17 protein-coding genes, 1 tRNA gene and 3 pseudogenes are annotated in these 16,207 nt (G+C 60.5%); 14 read left to right on the forward strand and 7 right to left on the reverse strand.

What is annotated here, in order from left to right:
• Positions 1-33 precede the first annotated feature (33 nt).
• A tRNA-Ala gene (locus G7066_RS06425) sits at positions 34-108 on the forward strand.
• 50 nt (positions 109-158) lie between these two features.
• On the opposite strand, the gene G7066_RS06430 is transcribed toward G7066_RS06425, so the two are convergent.
• Positions 159-371 (reverse strand): metallopeptidase family protein, encoded by a 213-nt coding sequence (locus G7066_RS06430; RefSeq protein ID WP_166331941.1) that lies wholly within the window; start codon positions 369-371, stop codon positions 159-161.
• Between the two features lie 171 nt (positions 372-542).
• Positions 543-959 (reverse strand): nuclear transport factor 2 family protein, encoded by a 417-nt coding sequence (locus G7066_RS06435; protein WP_166329897.1) that lies wholly within the window; start codon positions 957-959, stop codon positions 543-545.
• 89 nt (positions 960-1,048) lie between these two features.
• Between G7066_RS06435 and G7066_RS06440 the strand changes: the two genes are divergently transcribed.
• Positions 1,049-1,414, forward strand: a complete 366-nt coding sequence (locus G7066_RS06440; RefSeq protein WP_244303334.1) for a winged helix-turn-helix transcriptional regulator — start codon at positions 1,049-1,051, stop codon at positions 1,412-1,414.
• Positions 1,415-1,540: 126 nt separating this feature from the next.
• Here G7066_RS06440 and G7066_RS06445 read toward each other — a convergent pair whose 3' ends face one another.
• Positions 1,541-2,278, reverse strand: coding sequence for a LysR family transcriptional regulator substrate-binding protein (locus G7066_RS06445; RefSeq protein WP_341873873.1), 738 nt, complete (start codon positions 2,276-2,278; stop codon positions 1,541-1,543).
• Positions 2,279-2,361: 83 nt separating this feature from the next.
• Positions 2,362-2,487: pseudogene (locus G7066_RS17420) on the reverse strand (LysR family transcriptional regulator); the annotation flags it as partial.
• Positions 2,488-2,564: 77 nt separating this feature from the next.
• Between G7066_RS17420 and G7066_RS06450 the strand changes: the two are divergent.
• Positions 2,565-4,351, forward strand: a pseudogene (locus G7066_RS06450) (FAD-dependent oxidoreductase).
• Between the two features lie 25 nt (positions 4,352-4,376).
• On the opposite strand, the gene G7066_RS06455 reads toward G7066_RS06450, so the two are convergent.
• A complete protein-coding gene (locus G7066_RS06455; protein ID WP_166329899.1) occupies positions 4,377-4,727 on the reverse strand; it encodes a DUF2200 domain-containing protein in 351 nt (116 codons plus the stop codon).
• A 259-nt stretch (positions 4,728-4,986) separates the two neighbouring features.
• A pseudogene (locus tag G7066_RS06460) lies at positions 4,987-6,134 on the reverse strand (3-isopropylmalate dehydrogenase).
• Between the two features lie 180 nt (positions 6,135-6,314).
• On the opposite strand from G7066_RS06460, the gene G7066_RS06465 reads away from it, so the two are divergent.
• The 4 genes from G7066_RS06465 to G7066_RS06480 all read left to right on the forward strand — a co-directional run bounded on the left by G7066_RS06465 (position 6,315) and on the right by G7066_RS06480 (position 10,256).
• Positions 6,315-7,826: an aldehyde dehydrogenase family protein gene (locus G7066_RS06465; RefSeq protein WP_166329901.1), complete on the forward strand. Its 1,512-nt coding sequence runs from the start codon at positions 6,315-6,317 to the stop codon at positions 7,824-7,826.
• Positions 7,827-7,870: 44 nt separating this feature from the next.
• Positions 7,871-8,668, forward strand: coding sequence for an SDR family NAD(P)-dependent oxidoreductase (locus tag G7066_RS06470; RefSeq protein ID WP_166329903.1), 798 nt, complete (start codon positions 7,871-7,873; stop codon positions 8,666-8,668).
• Between the two features lie 206 nt (positions 8,669-8,874).
• Complete coding sequence (locus G7066_RS06475; protein WP_280116252.1) at positions 8,875-9,750, forward strand: DUF222 domain-containing protein; 876 nt, start codon at positions 8,875-8,877, stop codon at positions 9,748-9,750.
• Positions 9,747-10,256: an HNH endonuclease signature motif containing protein gene (locus G7066_RS06480; RefSeq protein WP_166329907.1), complete on the forward strand. Its 510-nt coding sequence runs from the start codon at positions 9,747-9,749 to the stop codon at positions 10,254-10,256. The genes G7066_RS06475 and G7066_RS06480 overlap by 4 nt, the downstream gene beginning before the upstream one ends.
• 132 nt (positions 10,257-10,388) lie before the next feature.
• On the opposite strand, the gene G7066_RS06485 is transcribed toward G7066_RS06480, so the two are convergent.
• A complete protein-coding gene (locus G7066_RS06485; RefSeq protein WP_166329909.1) occupies positions 10,389-11,045 on the reverse strand; it encodes a TetR/AcrR family transcriptional regulator in 657 nt (218 codons plus the stop codon).
• A gap of 211 nt (positions 11,046-11,256) precedes the next feature.
• Here G7066_RS06485 and G7066_RS06490 point away from each other — a divergent pair, with 211 nt between their 5' ends.
• Genes G7066_RS06490 through G7066_RS06505 form a run of 7 tightly spaced genes read left to right on the forward strand, consistent with a single transcriptional unit; the run spans position 11,257 to position 16,150 of the window.
• A complete protein-coding gene (locus G7066_RS06490) occupies positions 11,257-12,123 on the forward strand; it encodes an SDR family oxidoreductase (protein ID WP_205881539.1) in 867 nt (288 codons plus the stop codon).
• Positions 12,120-12,587, forward strand: a complete 468-nt coding sequence (locus G7066_RS15250) for a CoA-binding protein (protein WP_205881540.1) — start codon at positions 12,120-12,122, stop codon at positions 12,585-12,587. The genes G7066_RS06490 and G7066_RS15250 overlap by 4 nt, the downstream gene beginning before the upstream one ends.
• A 23-nt stretch (positions 12,588-12,610) precedes the next feature.
• Positions 12,611-14,188: an acetate--CoA ligase family protein gene (locus G7066_RS06495; protein WP_205881541.1), complete on the forward strand. Its 1,578-nt coding sequence runs from the start codon at positions 12,611-12,613 to the stop codon at positions 14,186-14,188.
• 33 nt (positions 14,189-14,221) lie between these two features.
• Complete coding sequence (locus tag G7066_RS15255; protein WP_205881542.1) at positions 14,222-14,551, forward strand: acyl-CoA dehydrogenase family protein; 330 nt, start codon at positions 14,222-14,224, stop codon at positions 14,549-14,551.
• Positions 14,494-14,862: an acyl-CoA dehydrogenase family protein gene (locus G7066_RS15260; RefSeq protein WP_205881543.1), complete on the forward strand. Its 369-nt coding sequence runs from the start codon at positions 14,494-14,496 to the stop codon at positions 14,860-14,862. The genes G7066_RS15255 and G7066_RS15260 overlap by 58 nt, the downstream gene beginning before the upstream one ends.
• Complete coding sequence (locus tag G7066_RS15265; protein WP_205881544.1) at positions 14,826-15,455, forward strand: acyl-CoA dehydrogenase family protein; 630 nt, start codon at positions 14,826-14,828, stop codon at positions 15,453-15,455. The genes G7066_RS15260 and G7066_RS15265 overlap by 37 nt, the downstream gene beginning before the upstream one ends.
• Positions 15,425-16,150 carry an enoyl-CoA hydratase/isomerase family protein gene (locus G7066_RS06505; protein ID WP_205881545.1) on the forward strand — a complete coding sequence of 242 codons (726 nt, stop codon included), beginning with the start codon at positions 15,425-15,427 and terminating at the stop codon, positions 16,148-16,150. The genes G7066_RS15265 and G7066_RS06505 overlap by 31 nt, the downstream gene beginning before the upstream one ends.
• The last annotated feature ends 57 nt before the right edge of the window (positions 16,151-16,207 follow it).

Here is a 16,207-nt window from a genome sequence, read left to right on the forward strand (position 1 = left end):
GAAGTTGTCGGGTGAGCATTCGCCCGACTTCCCGGGTCTGTGGCGCAGTTGGTAGCGCACCTGCATGGCATGCAGGGGTCAGGGGTTCGAATCCCCTCAGATCCACCAAATGATTGCAGTTCACACATGCGATTGGTTTGCAAGGACGGGTGACTGCTTTACGCACAGCCAAGTTCGTGTAGATGAGCATCATCCATCTCGGAATAGTGGCCTATTTCGTGAACCAGGGTGATTCTCACCCTTGCTCGCAATTCATCGAGGGCGTGACTGTGCTGCTGCCTATTGTTTTGATCGAGGGTGATTCGGTCGGGGATCGCGTCGTACTCATCTGCGGTCATTCGCTGGAATATTTCGGCGCTCATTTCAATCATTTTCACCCGTGGTTTTTGCGTGGGTGTGCAGGAGTCATCGAGCGTATGTAAGCGTCAAAATCTCAGTGGCGTATGGGGACGAAAGGGAATCTCTGTATATGCTGGCCCGATCGCTTGCCGGTCGCAGGGTGCTGGGCGGGAGCCAAACATTGAGTTCGGCTCCCGCGTGTTTTACTGAGTCGCGGACGACCCCCAGAACGCATCCTCAGCGGGGCCATCCGCTGAAAACAGGTGCACCTCGACGATGAGCCCGTCATGGACGGTCAGCAGATCGAGTCCGAGCTGATCGAGCTGAACTCCGTCATTCCGGGAGCCGGTGAAGTGTACCGGTGCAGCTACAAGGGCTCCGTTTGCCATGAGTGGTCCAGCCGGGGCGAGTGCGAAGGTGCCGCCGCTGACGCCCATCATGCCTCCAATGAGGGTGGAGACGGCATCGGGGCCGGTGTGAACACCGGAGAACTGATTCTGGCCGGGTTGGTGCCACTGTACCTGTGGGTGAAGCTTGGCGAGCGCGTCGGGCACCCGCCCCTCAGCGAGCGCGGTGAAGTAGTCGGTGACGACGGTGATCGGTGCGGATTGCGGGGACATAAAATTCCTTTGAACTTAAAGTTACTATTTGTGAGTGATAATAGTTTCATGATGTAACATGTTACCTCAACGTAACTAAAGGAAATTTTGTGGAAAAAGTATCGTGGAACGTGCTGACCTCAACGTGTCCCTCTCGCACTTCGCTGGCCAGGATTGCGAACAAATGGACAGCAATGATCGTCATTGCGCTTTCTGACGGGCCTTTGCGCTTCAAAGACATTCACTTGACCGTTCAGGGAATCAGCGGAAAAGTGCTGACTGATACGCTGCGCGCGCTCGAGCGGGATGGCATTGTCTCTCGCAGGGTGTACGCGGAGATTCCACCCAGGGTTGAATATCAACTCACTGCGCTTGGAGAGACACTCTCGACGCCCTTAGGGGTGCTCCGCTCGTGGGCGGAAGCGCACATCGAAGAGGTGTTAGAAGCGCGTGAAGCTTACGACCTGCGCTCGTGAGTGCGCGGTAGGAGATCGAGAACTTGGTTCGCGGGGCAATGGGTGTTGCTATTGAACGATTCTTTGTGGCTTGGTCGTAAGATCGACTTCTCCATGTGATGGGATCGTTGTTGAAACTCGTGCGGTCTACACTCGGCCCACAAGCTCTGCGGTTGCTGCACCGGGTGTCGTGAGCCTGTCGGCAACCTCCTGGATGATCGACTGCAGTGCTGTGCTCGCTGGCGTTGGTGTCATGTCTGAGCGTCGGGCAATGCTTATGGTGCGGGTTAGAGTTTGGTCTGCGAGCGGGGTGGCGCGCAGCAGCGGACGGTCAACCGCAACCATTGCGGGTACCACAGCAATACCTATGCCCCGCTCAACGAAGCGAAGTACCGCATCCATTTCGGCACCCTCAACCGCGACGAAGGGATGCACGTCGTGGGCCTGAAGTGCCGCGTCTACCGCAACGCGGAGGTCGTAGTTCTTCGGGAACATGATGTGAGGCAGCTCGGCGAGATCTTCGATCTCCGCGGCTGATCCTGCTATTGAAGTAAACGGGCTGGGGTCGGAGGAGGCGGAGACGACAACGAGGCTCTCGCGCAAGACCGCCTTGCGCTCAAGTACCGCACGCGCTGCGCCCGATGACACACTCGTCACAATGAGCGCAAGGTCAAGCGATCCTTCCACGAGCGCCTCGATGAGTGTGCGAGAGCCGCGCTCAAGGATCTCGACATCGATGCCGGGGTGGCGATGTCGAAACTCGGCGAGTACATCGGCAACGAGGCTTGTGCAGAGTGTCGGGGTGGCTCCAAGTCGAATCCGACCGCGTCGAAGCCCCGCGAGCTCCGCCATCTCGCCGCGGGCGGTGTCGGCATCGGCAAGCATTCGGCGAGCGAGGGGAGCAGTCGTTCACCGGCGCTCGTTAGAGCGATATTTCCGCGTGCCCTATGAAGTAGCTCAACGCCAAGGTCTGCCTCGAGGGTGGCAATCTGACGGCTGAGGGAAGGCTGCGCGAGATGTAGCTGTTCTGCGGCGCGAGTGAAGTGGCCGATCCTCGCAACCTCAGAAAAGCTTCGTAACTGCTCGAGGTTCATGTTAATAGCATAATCGAATCGTAATGATTTGATCTATTCATTGGAGTAATCGAAAGAGTCTCCGTAACGTGGTCCGCATGAGTATCTCAAAGTCACCCAACCGCAGCGAACGCCTGCTGGCAACCTCCGTCCTCGTTATCGGAACCGGCGGCGCGGGCCTCCGCGCTTCCATCGAGCTAGCCGAACGTGGGGTCCAAGTGCTCGCCGTTGGCAAACGTCGTGCCCACGACGCCCACACCACCCTCGCGGCCGGTGGCATCAATGCTGCTCTCGGAACGATGGACCCCGAAGACAGCTGGCAACAGCACGCGGCAGACACGCTGCGCGAGTCGTACTTTCTCGCCGATCCCGCAATCGTTGAGGTTGTTGCTCGCGGAGCCGCACAGGGGATTGAGGACCTTGAGCGCTGGGGCATGCCCTTTGCTCGGGAAGAAGACGGGCGGATCAGTCAGCGCTTTTTCGGCGCACACAAATACCGCCGCACCTGCTACGCGGGGATTACACGGGGCTGGAGATCCAGCGAACGCTGATGCGCCGCGCCGCCGAACTGCGGGTACCGATCGTGGACAAGAACTACATCACCCGACTACTTGAGAGCGACGGACGTATCTTCGGTGCGTACGGTTTTGACATCGTTGACGGTTCTCCCATCGTGATCCACGCCGACGCCGTGATTCTTGCGGCCGGTGGGCACACTCGTATTTGGCGCAACACCTCTTCCCGTCGGGATGAGAACACGGGGGATTCGTTTCGACTTGCGGCGCTCGCTGGCGCAAAGATCCGCGACGCCGAACTCGTGCAGTTTCACCCCTCGGGCATCTTGGAACCGGCCGACGCTGCGGGGCTGCTGGTGTCTGAGGCGGCTCGAGGTGAGGGCGGGATCCTGCGCAACGCTCTCGGTGAGCGTTTTATGGCGCGCTACGATCCTGAACGCATGGAGCTTTCAACCCGGGATCGTGTAGCGCTGGCAAGCTACACCGAAATAGTGGAGGGGCGCGGCACCACCAACGGCGGCGTGTACCTCGACGTTTCGCATCTGCCGCGTGAGCAGATCCTCTCGAAGTTGCCCAGGGTGTACCGCAACCTCATCGACCTGCAAATGCTAGATATTACTGAGCAGCCGATCGAGATTGCCCCAACGGCGCACTACTCGATGGGCGGGGTGTGGGTGCGGCCAGAGGATCATGGCACGGGGTCGAAGGGCTCTACGCGATAGGTGAGGCTTCGAGCGGGCTTCACGGGCAAACCGCCTCGGTGGCAACTCGCTGATTGAACTACTTGTGTACGGGCGGATCACCGGCGCCGACGCGGCAAACTACGTCGGCGGTGTGACGACTGTGCACCGGGATCCTGCGGCCGTGGCCGCGGCACGAGCTGAGATGGCGGGGCTGCTCGGAGACGCGCCGGTATCGCATGGTGGAAGCTCCGCAGCGAAGAGCACCGAGAGTCCCCGCCTGTTGCAGCGTGTGCTGCGTGATCTGATGACCGAGCACGCCGGTGTAGTGCGTGACGAAGCTGGGCTTCTCGCGGGTCTTGCGAAGCTGGAAGAACTTGACGAACGGGTCGCTCGCGTAACAGCCCACCCCGATATCGCTGGGTTCGATGACCTAGCCCACGCATTTGACCTCTACGGATCGGTGCTTGCGGCCCGCGCGACGCTCGAGTCTGCGCTGGCGCGCAAGGAGACCAGGGGCTGCCACAACCGCTCTGATTTTCCTGAGCAGGACGATAGCCTCCGCGGCAACATGGTTTGGACGCCAGCGGGCGGGTAGCCTTTGAGTCCGTGGCCGACGCCCCCAGCTCGTTCCGTGATCTTGCGACTTCCGGGATCGATGACTCAGTCGTGGGGAAGCTCGTGGAGTAGTAGGTGCTGCGGCCTATGCCATAACCTATCCGCGCAAGATAGATGTCATCTTTTTGCCGCGGGCAACTTCGTCGACAAGTTTGTCCATGTAGCGAATCTTTTGCATCAGCGGATCTTCGATGTCTTCCACCCGAATGCCACAGATCACTCCGGTGATGAGGCCCACGTTGGGATTGATTGCTGGTGCGGCGTCGAAGAATTGTTCAAGGTTGATCTCATCGGCAATGACGCGGCGGATCGCATCACTGTCGTAGCCGGTGAGCCACTCGATGACCTGATCAAGTTCTTCTTGAGTGTGGCCCTTCCTCTCGAGCTTGGTGATGTAGAGCGGATAGAGGTCCGCGAAGCTCAGGTCGAAGATTCTGTGGCGGGTCATTGTGATGATCCTTCGATATCGGGCGTTTGGGAGTGGCGTGTGCGTGTTCGGTGATCATTTAAGCTTATTGTGCCAAGACAAGGGATGGCTGGCTCTTCTTTGATATTCAAAGAATGAGTATCGTGGTCGACATTCACACCCGCAGTTGCTCTGAAGATCGTGCGGCGAGTGGTCAGATCCCCGCGCGCACCAAACGAGCCGGTTGTTGCGGTGGATTTGCTGCGAGAGCACCTGAAGCGGTTGCGCCATGCTTTGAGGGTCAGTCCAAGAATCGGGCTTGAGCCCGTGAGGCGGGAAGCTCTGCAAGTGTCGAGAGCAGGGAGTTGGGCACGAGTGAGAGATTTGCTTCTCCCGATTGCACGAGCTCGGCGATCATCGTTCCCACCTCGCTCGTGGACATGCCCATCTCGGCACCAGCGAGTGCCGGCAGCTCTCCGAGAACCTGCACAGTCACCGCTTCAACGCACCGAGCTGCCTCACCCTCGCCGAGGTGGCCGAGCATGAGTGCGAGGGAGAGGATCGCGCCCGAGGGGTTCGCCCAGCCCTTCCCCGCGATGTCGGGAGCTGAACCGTGGATCGCCTCGAACATGCTGGGAGCCGAACCGTCGAGGTTCAGGTTCGCGCTGGTCGCGACACCGAGTCCACCCTGAACGACCGCGCCGAGGTCGGTGATGATGTCGCCGAAGAGGTTGTCAGTGACCACAACATCGAAGCGCTCGGGGAGAGCGGGAGGTGGAAGCACATGGCATCGACGTGCACGTAGTCGACCTCTACCTCGGGATACTGCTTTGCGAGATCGTTGACGACCTCCTGCCACAGTTGGCCCGCGGTGACCAGAATGTTCGTCTTGTGGCAGAGAGTGAGCTTGCGGCGGCGGCCGAGAGCGAGGCGGAACGAAAAATCAACCACACGCTCGATGCCTGCCCGGGTGTTCAGTGATTCCTGCATGGCGACGGCGTTTGGTGTGCCGGCGTGCACCGTCGAACCGCGCCCTACGTAGGCGCCCTCGGTGTTCTCGCGCACGATTACGAGTTCGCAGCGTTCCGGGGTGAGACCCGTGATGGGGGAAGGGACACCCGGGTAGAGCCGCACGGGGCGCACATTTGCCGCCTGCTCGAAGCGCTGGCGCATTTCGAGGATGAAGCCGCGCTCAAGGATGCCGGGGGTGACACGAGGATCGCCCATCGATCCAAACAGAATCGCGTCTTGGTCGCGCAGCCTTTCTGCCAGCTCATCGAACAGTTCGCCTGTGCGCAAATAGTGCTGGGCGCCAGCCTCGAACTCGCTGCGGTCGGTGCGAAACCCGAAGCGTTGCTCGGCTGCGTCAAGCACCTCAAGCGCGCTGCTAATCACCTCGGGTCCGATGCCGTCGCCCGGCAGAACGGCGATTGAGTAGGAGCGAGTCATGATGAACCTTCCGATGGGCAAGCGGAGCTTTGTTGAACCGTGTGTTGTGATCTATATTAAATGGTAAGGCCACTCGCAAGAAGTGGTATTGCTGAGAGTGATCCCCACCGATCACCCGTCGCACCGAGGCACGGATTCGGGAGAACTGCGGCGTGAGCCCAACACTGAGGACAGTCCGCCATGCAAGACACCGCTTCACGACTCGCGCCACTCCTCGCGCCCGCTGGGGCACTGCCAATCGGTTCAGAGTGGCGGGCCATGAGGGCGAGTTCTCCGATCGTGTTCCCCTTTGACGGCAGCGTTGTTGCGCAGGCACCGACCTCGACCGCTGCTGAATCGCGCGATGCGTTGAACGCCGCAGAGTCGGTGCTCGCCGAGGTTGCGGCGCTCACCACCGCTGAACGGAAGTCGATTCTGCAGGGTATTCACGACCGCGTGAAGGCCGAGGGTTCTCGACTCGAGGACCTGCTGATTCTTGAGACCGGCAAGCCCCGGGCTGACTGCAGAACCGAGGTTGCACGCACGCTCGTAACGCTGCAGGCGACGGCGGAGGAGGTCTCGCACATTCACGGTGAGACCGTGCCGCTCGACCTGCAAGAACTTGGCCGCGGCATGATCGGGTATTACACCCGTCGCCCCGCTGGAATCGTGATTGGTATCGCCGGGTTTAACTATCCTCTGCTGCTCGCAACCCACAAACTTGCACCCGCTCTCGCCGCGGGCTGCCCCGTGATTCTGAAGCCCGCTCCGAACACGCCGCTGGCGACCCTTGAACTTGTTGCGATCACGCGCGAGGTTCTCGCCTCACACGGTGTTACTCAAGCCGCCGTGCAGTTGGTGAACGGTGATCCGATCGTTGGTGAGACGCTCGTGCGTGACCCCCGGTCACAGATCGTTTCGTTCACGGGATCCGCGAAGATCGGCCACCTCATTGCGCAGCAGGCGGCCCCGCGGAAGACGCTGCTCGAACTCGGCTCGAACACCGGCTTTATCGTTGCGGCCGATGCTGATGTCGAGGCCGCCGTCAACGCGGTGCTCGCGGGCGGGTTCTACGCCAACGGGCAGGCGTGCATCTCTGTGCAGCGTGTGGTGCTTGATCGCAGGATCGCCGAGCAATTTACGGCTCGCCTTGTTGCACGCATCGACGAGTTGGTCGTTGGCGATCCCCGCGACGCGGCGACTCGGGTGGCGCCGGTGATCAATGCGGCCTCTGGCGAGCGCATTCGTGCCATGATCGACCGGGCGGTATCGGCCGGGGCCACTCTGCTGGCCGGCCCGGATGGCAGCGTCGCTGACGACGCGGCCGGCGGATCCTCGAACCCCGCCCTTATCTACCCAACCGTGCTCAGCGAAGTGCCGACTGCGCTCGATGTGTGGGCTGAAGAGATCTTTGGCCCTGTTGTGTGCCTGACCACGGTGGACTCAGTGGGCGAGGCGATCGACCTCGTCAATGCCTCGCGTTATGGGCTGCAGGCGGCCGTCTTCACTTCCTCGCTCGAGAGTGCATTCGCTGCGATCGAACGCCTTGAAGTTGGTGGTGTGGTGGTGAACGAGATCCCCGGATTCCGTTCAGACATCATGCCCTACGGCGGCGTCAAAGATTCGGGCATCGGTCGTGAGGGGCCGCGGTACGCCATCGAAGAGTTCACCGTTACTCGGATGGCGATGATCCGGCCTGTGGCGGGCAACTAACCAGTTTTCCCTGCAACCCTCTCACTCACTCCACAAAGGAACTCATGTCTCTCTCTGCCGCTCCCGACTACTCCAAGCTATTTCGGCTCGATAATCGCTCCGTTGTGATTATCGGAGCGGGCAGCGGGATCGGGCGCGAGGCAGCCCAAGCGCTTGCCGCCCAGGGGGCGCACGTGGTTGTTGCGGACCGCATGGAAGACGCGGCGGTCGAGACGGTCGGGATGATCCAGGAGCGCGGCGGATCGGCCGAGGCTATTCAGCTCGACGTTCTCGATGATGCTGCCGTCGAGGCTGCGGCCACAAGGTTCGCGGATGCTGCGGCCATGGTATTCACCGCGGCGACAAACGTGCGCAAGCGTATGGACGGCTACTCGATGGACGAGTTCGACCGCGTCGTGAACCTGAATCTGCGCGCCTCCTTCCAGCTGATTCGCCATTTCGGGCAGAGCTTCAGTGAACGTGGCGGTGGTTCGATAATTGGATTCAGCTCTATTCGTGCGCAGGTCGTGGAGCCAGGCCAGGGTGTCTACGCGGCCACCAAAGCCGGACTCACACAGCTGGTGAAGACCGCCGCGGCGGAGTTCGGACCGCAGGGCGTGCGTGTGAACGTGATCGCGCCGGGCGTAGTTGAGACTCCGCTGACCGCGCAGATCAAAGCGAACCCGGAATGGTACGGAGCGTATGCAGCGAAGAGCGCGCTCGGTCGCTGGTCTCGCCCCGATGAACTGGCCGGTGCGGTCGTGTTTCTCGCGTCGGATGCGTCATCGTTTGTGACGGGCACCACCCTTACCGTTGACGGCGGTTGGACTGCGATTGATGGACGGTTCACGCCGCCGGCCTAGGTGGGGGTGTTTGCGTTTGGGGTGGGCTGATCCTGCTTGGCTTGGCCTGCTTCGCTAACAGTTGGCTGTTTTCTCCTGTTCAGGTGAGTTATCCACCGCTTTTGGTTGTCTTGGGTCTATGAGCCGTGAATGTCAGGGGCTCCGTGTGTAATTGAGGCATGTTTAGACCACGCCCTGCATCCTCTTCTGGCGCTTCGAGTGCCAGAATGCCGGGAGGTTCTGGGACTGGTTTCCCTCGGTCTCCGGCGGACGCGTATGCGGCAGTCGTTGGCCCCGCCATTGCTGAGCTCGTTGAAATTCGAGCGAAAATGGCTGCCTTGCAAGCTCGGGAGGCCACTCTTCTGGCCCTGTGCGACAACGCAGCCGCAACGCTTGCGAAAACCGAGAATCACCCTGACCGTGGTGAATTTGCGCACCGCTCGCTTGCGGCAGAGATCGGTTTTGCTGTTCGCGAGTCCGACCGCGCAACGGCCCATAAGATTGCACGAGCGATCACGCTTGTGAAACATTATCCTGCGGTTCACGCTGCTCTAGGTAGGGGGAAGATTTCGCAGGCCCACGCGAACGTGATCTGTGACGCAGGTGAGGTGATCGGAGCAGATGTCGACGACGCGACGCTGGCGAGGCGGGCCGCGTATGAGAGACAAGTTTTGGCGGTTGCGCAAGAAGAGACATCTGGCAGGCTCCGTCCGATTGCGTGGGGTCAAGCTGAAACCCAGGCTCTCCGATCGCTCGATGAACGGCATCGCGACGCGGCGAGAGCTCGTCGGGTGGTGCTGGTGGAGCAGCCGGACGGCATGACAGACATTATTGCGACGGTTCCTGCGATCTACGGCAAGGGTGTCATGGATCGTCTCGACCAGATCGCTTGGGTGGTGAAGAACGCGAACCGAAACGCTGAGGGTGATGCGACGGACGACAGCGGTTCGAGCACTGTCGGCGATGAGCGAGCAATCGATGATCGGGGGCTCGATGAGATTCGCACGGATGCGTTTGTTGAGATGCTGCTCGGTTCGGATCCCTCGAAGATGCTAACTTCTCGGGGGAAGGGCTTGCCTCGATCCAGGCTCGAGTTCAAGTGATCGTTCCCGAGGAGAGGCTGTCGCCAGAAGAACCATTTGGTAGTGGAGATGCCGCGAACGCCGCGTCAGCGGAACTTGTTGGATATGGCCCCGTAGACACACAGACCGCACGCAAGGTTGCTGGGTTGGCAGCTTCTTGGGAGCGTGTCATGGTGAGCATGATGACGGGCGATGTTTTGAGTGCTGACGCGTATCGACCGTCAGCGGCGATCAAACGGTTCCTCGCCGCGAGAGATCTGCGCTGCAGGGCACCCGGCTGCAATGTCACCGTAGGTCGAAGCGACATTGACCATACGATTGATGCCGCCCTTGGCGGACCTACGTCGACCGATAATCTTGCCACTCTATGTAGATACCACCACACGATGAAGCATCATCCCGGTTGGAAGTTGGTTCACAAGCCAGGTGGGGTAATGGAATGGGAGACACCGCTGGGCAAAAAATACACCGACAGGCCAGGTAGTCGAGTCAGGTTTCAAAAACGTGATGTCTCAGAGAACCATTGATCGTTTTGTGTAACGACATCGATAGTCGTTTTGGGGACGGTTTCGGCGACAGTTTTGGTGATCTTGGTGGCGACACCGCTGCTGTTTACTGAAGCCTCCAGGCATCATATGCCGCCTACTCACGAACTGTGATTACGGTTTTGGCAGCAGTTCGTCGTCAATGTAGCGCACCAGAATCTCTTGCATTGCTGGGATGGTGATGCGAAGGGAGCCGGTGAGAAACTGAATGGCCAGTCCGTCTGTCATGGCGGTGAGCCGTTGGGCCACCGTTTCGGGATCGGCGTTTGAGCGAAATGCGCCCTGGCGCATGCCTCGCTTTACAGTGCGTTGCACCGTTTCGTACCAACGATCGTAGTAAGTGCGATGCGCGGTGCGGAGTTCTGGGCGCACGGTGGCCTCGGCCCAGAACTGTACCCAGATGGACCATTCGTCGCGAACCTCTCCGATGCGCGGAAGCTGCATGTCGATGAGGGTGAGTAGGCGTTGGTGGGCGTCATCAATCTCACGAAGCACCTGACTCTGGCGATCAAACGCTCGGTCTACCGCTCGCACGAGGGCGGCGTTAAGCAGGTCATTCTTGCCAGCGAAGTGATAGTGCACCAGGCCTGTACTGATGCCGAGTGTTTGGGCAACATCAGAGATGCGAACATTTGAGAATCCGCGCTCGGCAATGAGACCGGCGGTGGCATCGAGGATGCGAACCCGCGCATTGTTATGGTCCTCAGCGTGTGCTTCTTGCTCGGTGCCCACCGTGCCTTGGTTGGGCACGACCTCGGTGTGGCGTGACATGAGTTTGAGTGTAGTACGAACCCGAATCGCCGAGGCGGGCTCGGGGTGTTATCCGCGAGTTCCAGAACTGATTCTATAGTCAGTCGCTTGAAGAAGTGTTGCAGTTAGTGAGGCCAAAGTGCATCATATCTCTTGATATGAAAAGAACTTCTTGACACTGACTTAAGAGTCAGTCTAGCCTGATTCGAAAGTCAGTCGAGCGGAGACAACGATGTCGAATGAGAATCGACCCTCCCCAGGGTCAATAGTGCTCAGGCACGATGCGCTGTACGGAAACGTGGTGTTGGTGACGGGCGCCGGAACTGGAATCGGCAGAGCCATTGCGCTTGATGCGGCCGCGGCCGGAGCGGCGGTGGTGCTGGTGGGGCGCCGCGAGGACCCGCTTCGCGAAACTGAACGCGAGATCCTTGCCCGTGACGCAGACTGCCTCGTCATTACCGCTGATATTCGCGAAGAAGTGGACGTAACCCGCATGGTCGATCAAACGCTCGAGCGCTTTGGTTGCATCGATGTGCTCGTGAATAATGCTGGTGGCCAGTTTATGGCCGCCGCGGAAGACATCACTCCGAAGGGGTGGCGGGCGGTTCACCGACTTGCGGTAGACGGAAGCTGGATGGTGACTCGCGAGGTCGCCACCCGGTCAATGATTCCGAGGCGCAGTGGCGTCATCTTCTTTATCGGGTTTTCACCGCGGCGCGGGATCCCGAACATGGTTCACGCCACTGCCGCTCGCGCGGCCCTCGAAAACCTCGCTTCGGGACTCTCGCTTGAGTGGAGTCGTTACGGCATTCGCTCGCTCTGCGTCAACCCGGGCACCATCAACACTTCAGGTCTGCAGGAGCAGTACGGCGAGTCGGATCGCGCCGGTTGGGCCGCCGGGGTGCCGCTCGGACGGCTCGGTTCCGAGTGGGACGTCTCCGCGCTTGTGACGTTCTTAGCAACCCCCGCCGCGGCATTTGTGACCGGAACAAACATTGTTATTGACGGTGGGGCCGACGCATGGGGAGCCGCGCACCCCGCGCCCTCGCTTGAGACACGATTCGTTGATGATCTGACAGAAGTAGGAGCCGCACGTTGAACACACGCGAATTTACTGCACTCTTCGAGCCGAAGTCCGTTGCGATTCTCGGTGCCAGTAACGACGAAACGAAGTACGGTAACTGGTTGAGTGTGCAGGCCCTGAAGATGCTGGATCACCGCAGCGTTCACCTCGTGAATCATCGAGGGGTGTCGGTTCTCGGGCAACCGCCGACGTCGTCACTGAGCGATATTGATGGTGGGGTCGACCTCGTAGCCATTACCGTTCCAGCAGGCGGGTTTGAACTGGCCATTGAAGATGCGATCGGTGCGGGGGCAAAAGCGATCATTGGCGTCACCGCCGGGTTTGCCGAACTCGGCGCCGAAGGGCGTGAGATGCAAAACCGTGTGGTGCGGCGGGTACGCGACGCTGGGGCATTGCTCATCGGCCCCAACTGTTTGGGAGTTCTTGATACCTCGTCAGGGCTCACTCTCGCTTCCAACCCGCTGCCCAAGGGGAGGTAGCACTCCTGTCGCAGAGCGGAAACATGGCGCTTGAGCTCAGCGGATTTCTGAGTGAGCGTGGGCTGGGGTTCTCGCGGTTTGTCTCCCTGGGTAACCAGGCGGACGTGACAGCTGCCGAGTTGATTGAGGCCTGTGCGGATCACGAGGCCACTCGCGTGATTGCCCTGTACTGTGAAGATTTCGGTGATGGCAGGGCCTTCACCCGTGCAGCTGCCCGTGCGGTCGACGCGGGGAAACCCGTCATTCTCATGACCGTGGGTGGCAGTGAAGCATCTATTCGCGGGGCCCAGTCGCACACGGGGGCGCTGACCTCAGACAGCGCAGTCATCGATGCTGCCTGCCGCGACGCCGGCATCGTACGGGTTGCGACACCTCGCGCGCTGGCGGACGCGGCAAAGGTGCTGCTGAGGTTTGGCACCGGGCACAGGCCTCATCGGGTAGCCGTCGTTGCTGACGGAGGCGGCCACGGCGGAATCGCCTCGGACACGTGCGAGCGGGTCGGACTATCTGTCACCGCCCTGAGTGCAGAACTGAGTCGAGAGATAGGCGATTTACTCCCTCCTTCGGCAGGTACCGCAAACCCCATCGACCTTGCCGGAGCGGGGGAGCAAGACAACCCGTCGTTTGCCCACGTACTTGAAGCGTGTCTGCGCAGTGATGAGGTCGACGCGGTGCTCTTCACCGGGTACTTCGGCGGGTATGGTGCCTACGGTGAGGGGCTAGCCGCCGAAGAATTGTGTACTGCACAGCGAATGATCGACCTTACGGCTGCGCATGGCAAACCCGTGATTATGCACACGATGGCTCACGAGTCACCGGCCGCCGAATTGCTAGACACGCAGGGAATGCCCGTGTTCTCCGCTGTGGAGGATGCGGTTGGTGCTCTCGCCGCACTTGGAGGAGCCTCACGGCCGGACACATTGGAGCCGGGCGCAACCGAGCCAAACGTTGAACTAGTCAGTGACGACTACTGGCTGGAGCGCGAAATGCTCACCGCGATCGGAGTGCCCTTCGCTGCGGCAGAGCGAGTTCAGAACGCGGCTGAGGCAGTGGAAGCAGCTGAACGCATTGGTTACCCTGTTGTCTTGAAAGCACTCGGACTGCTTCACAAATCAGACACGGGCGGTGTTGCCCTGGGCCTAAGTGACGAGGAGGCCCTGGTCACCGCCCTGGATCGCATGCAGCAGACGCTTTCGCCTCCCGGCTACGTGCTGGAGCGTATGGTCGACACGCGGGACGCCGTTGAAGTCATCGTTGGAGTGCAACGTGACCCGAGATTCGGTCCAATCGCAATGGCAGGGGCTGGCGGCGTGTTTACCGAGGTGCTCGGTGACGTGGCGTTTGCGTTTGCCCCGGTGAGTGCCCAGCGCGGCACGGAGCTCTTCCGATCGCTGCGCACTGCCCGACTGCTCGACGACTATCGGGGTCGCCCCGCGGTAGACGTTCCAGGGGCTGCGGAGGTACTCGCCAAGGTTTCAGCGTTCGCGGCGGCCAATCCTCGCGTCAGCGAGATTGAAATCAACCCACTGCTCGTTTCGCCTCAGGGAACTCTCGCGCTCGACGCACGAGTGATCCTCGCGCCCGAAGTAACCAACGATTAACCGTCTACAGATAACTCTCTACAGAAAGAAGCCATGATGGAATTTGCATACACCAACCGCCTCTCTGAGCTTCGTGAACGCGCGCGATCCCTGGCGAATGTGCTTGAGACCTTTGAACTTGAGTGCGAGGAGAACAACGGGCTCAGTGCGGAGTCACACGCGACGATCAAACAGGCCGTACTCGACCACCAACTGAACGCCATCAACACCCCCGTGGAATACGGCGGAACCGGACTTTCGGTGTTGGAACAGGCCGTTGTGCAAGAGCAGCTTGGCCGCGTGACAGGTGTGCTGTGGGACACCGTGTGGCGGCCAGCAAACCCGCTCGCACACGCCACCCCGAGCAGCGCGAGCGCTACCTGATTCCGGGGGCTCGCGGTGACCGCCGTGATGCCGTGGCTATTTCGGAAGCGCTGGCCGGATCCGACTTCTCCTCAGCCACCACAAGCGCGACCCCAACGGAAGATGGCGGTTACCTGTTGAACGGCGAGAAGTGGTTTGTGACGGTCGGCGACGTCGCCGACTACCTGATTGTGCTCGCAATGGTCGGGCAGAACGCGCGCCCACGATATTTCTTGTCGACATCGATACACCGGGAGTCGAGAAGCTTCGTACTCCGCGCTACACGCACACCTTTGTGTACGAGCACCCGGAATTCGGTTTTACCGACGTGAAAGTCGGGGCGGACGCGGTGCTCGGCGGCATTGGGCAGGGACTCGAACTCACGCGTGACTGGTTTACCGAGGAACGCTTAATGATCGGCGCGCGCACGATTGGTGCCGCAGAGCGTGCGCTTGAACTTGCCGTGGACTGGGCAAAAACCCGCGTTCAAGGCGGAACCCGCATCTTCGACCACCAACTCATTCAGGGCATGATCGCCGATTCTGTTGCGGAGATCGCCGTGAACCGAGCTCTGACACACCAGGTTGCCTGGGAATTCGACCAGGCGGATCCCGCAGACCTTGCGCGGCGCAAGACCCTGCATGCAAAGGCAGCGACCGTGAAGCTCGCTGCCTCAGAAGCCTCGAACCGGATCGCGGATCGGGCAGTACAGATTCTCGGTGGACGCGGCTACATGCGTGAGAACGCAGTCGAGCGTCTGTGGCGTGAGCTGCGAGTTGATCGTATTTGGGAAGGGACCTCCGAGATTCAGCGTGTTGTCATCGCAAACGAGGTCGACAAGCGTGGGCTGAGCGGTGTGCTGGGATTTAGTGGGGTAACTGAGACTGAGCAGTCGTGGGCGAGAATACCAGCGCTGGCGCTGTAACCGTGAGTCGTGCCGGCGCAGTTGCGCTGGTCATGATCGACCGGCCCCTCAAACGCAACGCACTCTCCACACACATGGAGAGTGAACTGCAACGGGCGATTCAGAGCGGAGACGTATCGAGTAGTCGGGCAGTGGTGATCACCGGAGCAGGGGGGTGTTTCTCTGCCGGAGCCGACACAACGGAGCTCCGGGAAATGACCCCCTCAGCAATCGCCAGCTACTACCGCGAAAGCGGCGGAGTCTACGAACAGATCGCGAACTTGAGGCAACCAGTTATCGTCGCGATCACCGGCTACTGCCTGGGCGGTGGGCTCGAGCTCGCGCTCGCCGCGGACACCCGCGTGGCCGACGAAGACGCGGTATTCGGGTTTCCCGAGATTGGGATCGGCATACTGCCCTCATCGGGAGGGGTGACTCGCGCCATCCGATGTGTTGGCGCGGGTCGTGCCCGCGACCTCGTGCTGCGCGGACGTCGTTTCGGCGCGGTGGAAGCGGAGCGATGGGGGATCCTGAACGAACTCACGAAGCGCGGAGAAACCGTCACCCGAGCCCTGCAGATCGCGAGTGAACTCGCTGAGCTCGATCCCCTCGCGCTCGAACACACCAAACAGGTACTCATGGCGAGTGAGGAGTCAAGCTTGCAGGCCTCCCTGCTACTTGAGCGATTGGCCTATGCGGCACTGAATCGCACCTAGGCCTAGGCCTAGGCCTAGGCCGAATACGAACGAACGAACAAGATCAAAGGAGATCGT

The sequence above is a fragment of the Leucobacter coleopterorum genome (genome assembly GCF_011382985.1).
Lineage (GTDB): Bacteria > Actinomycetota > Actinomycetes > Actinomycetales > Microbacteriaceae > Leucobacter > Leucobacter coleopterorum.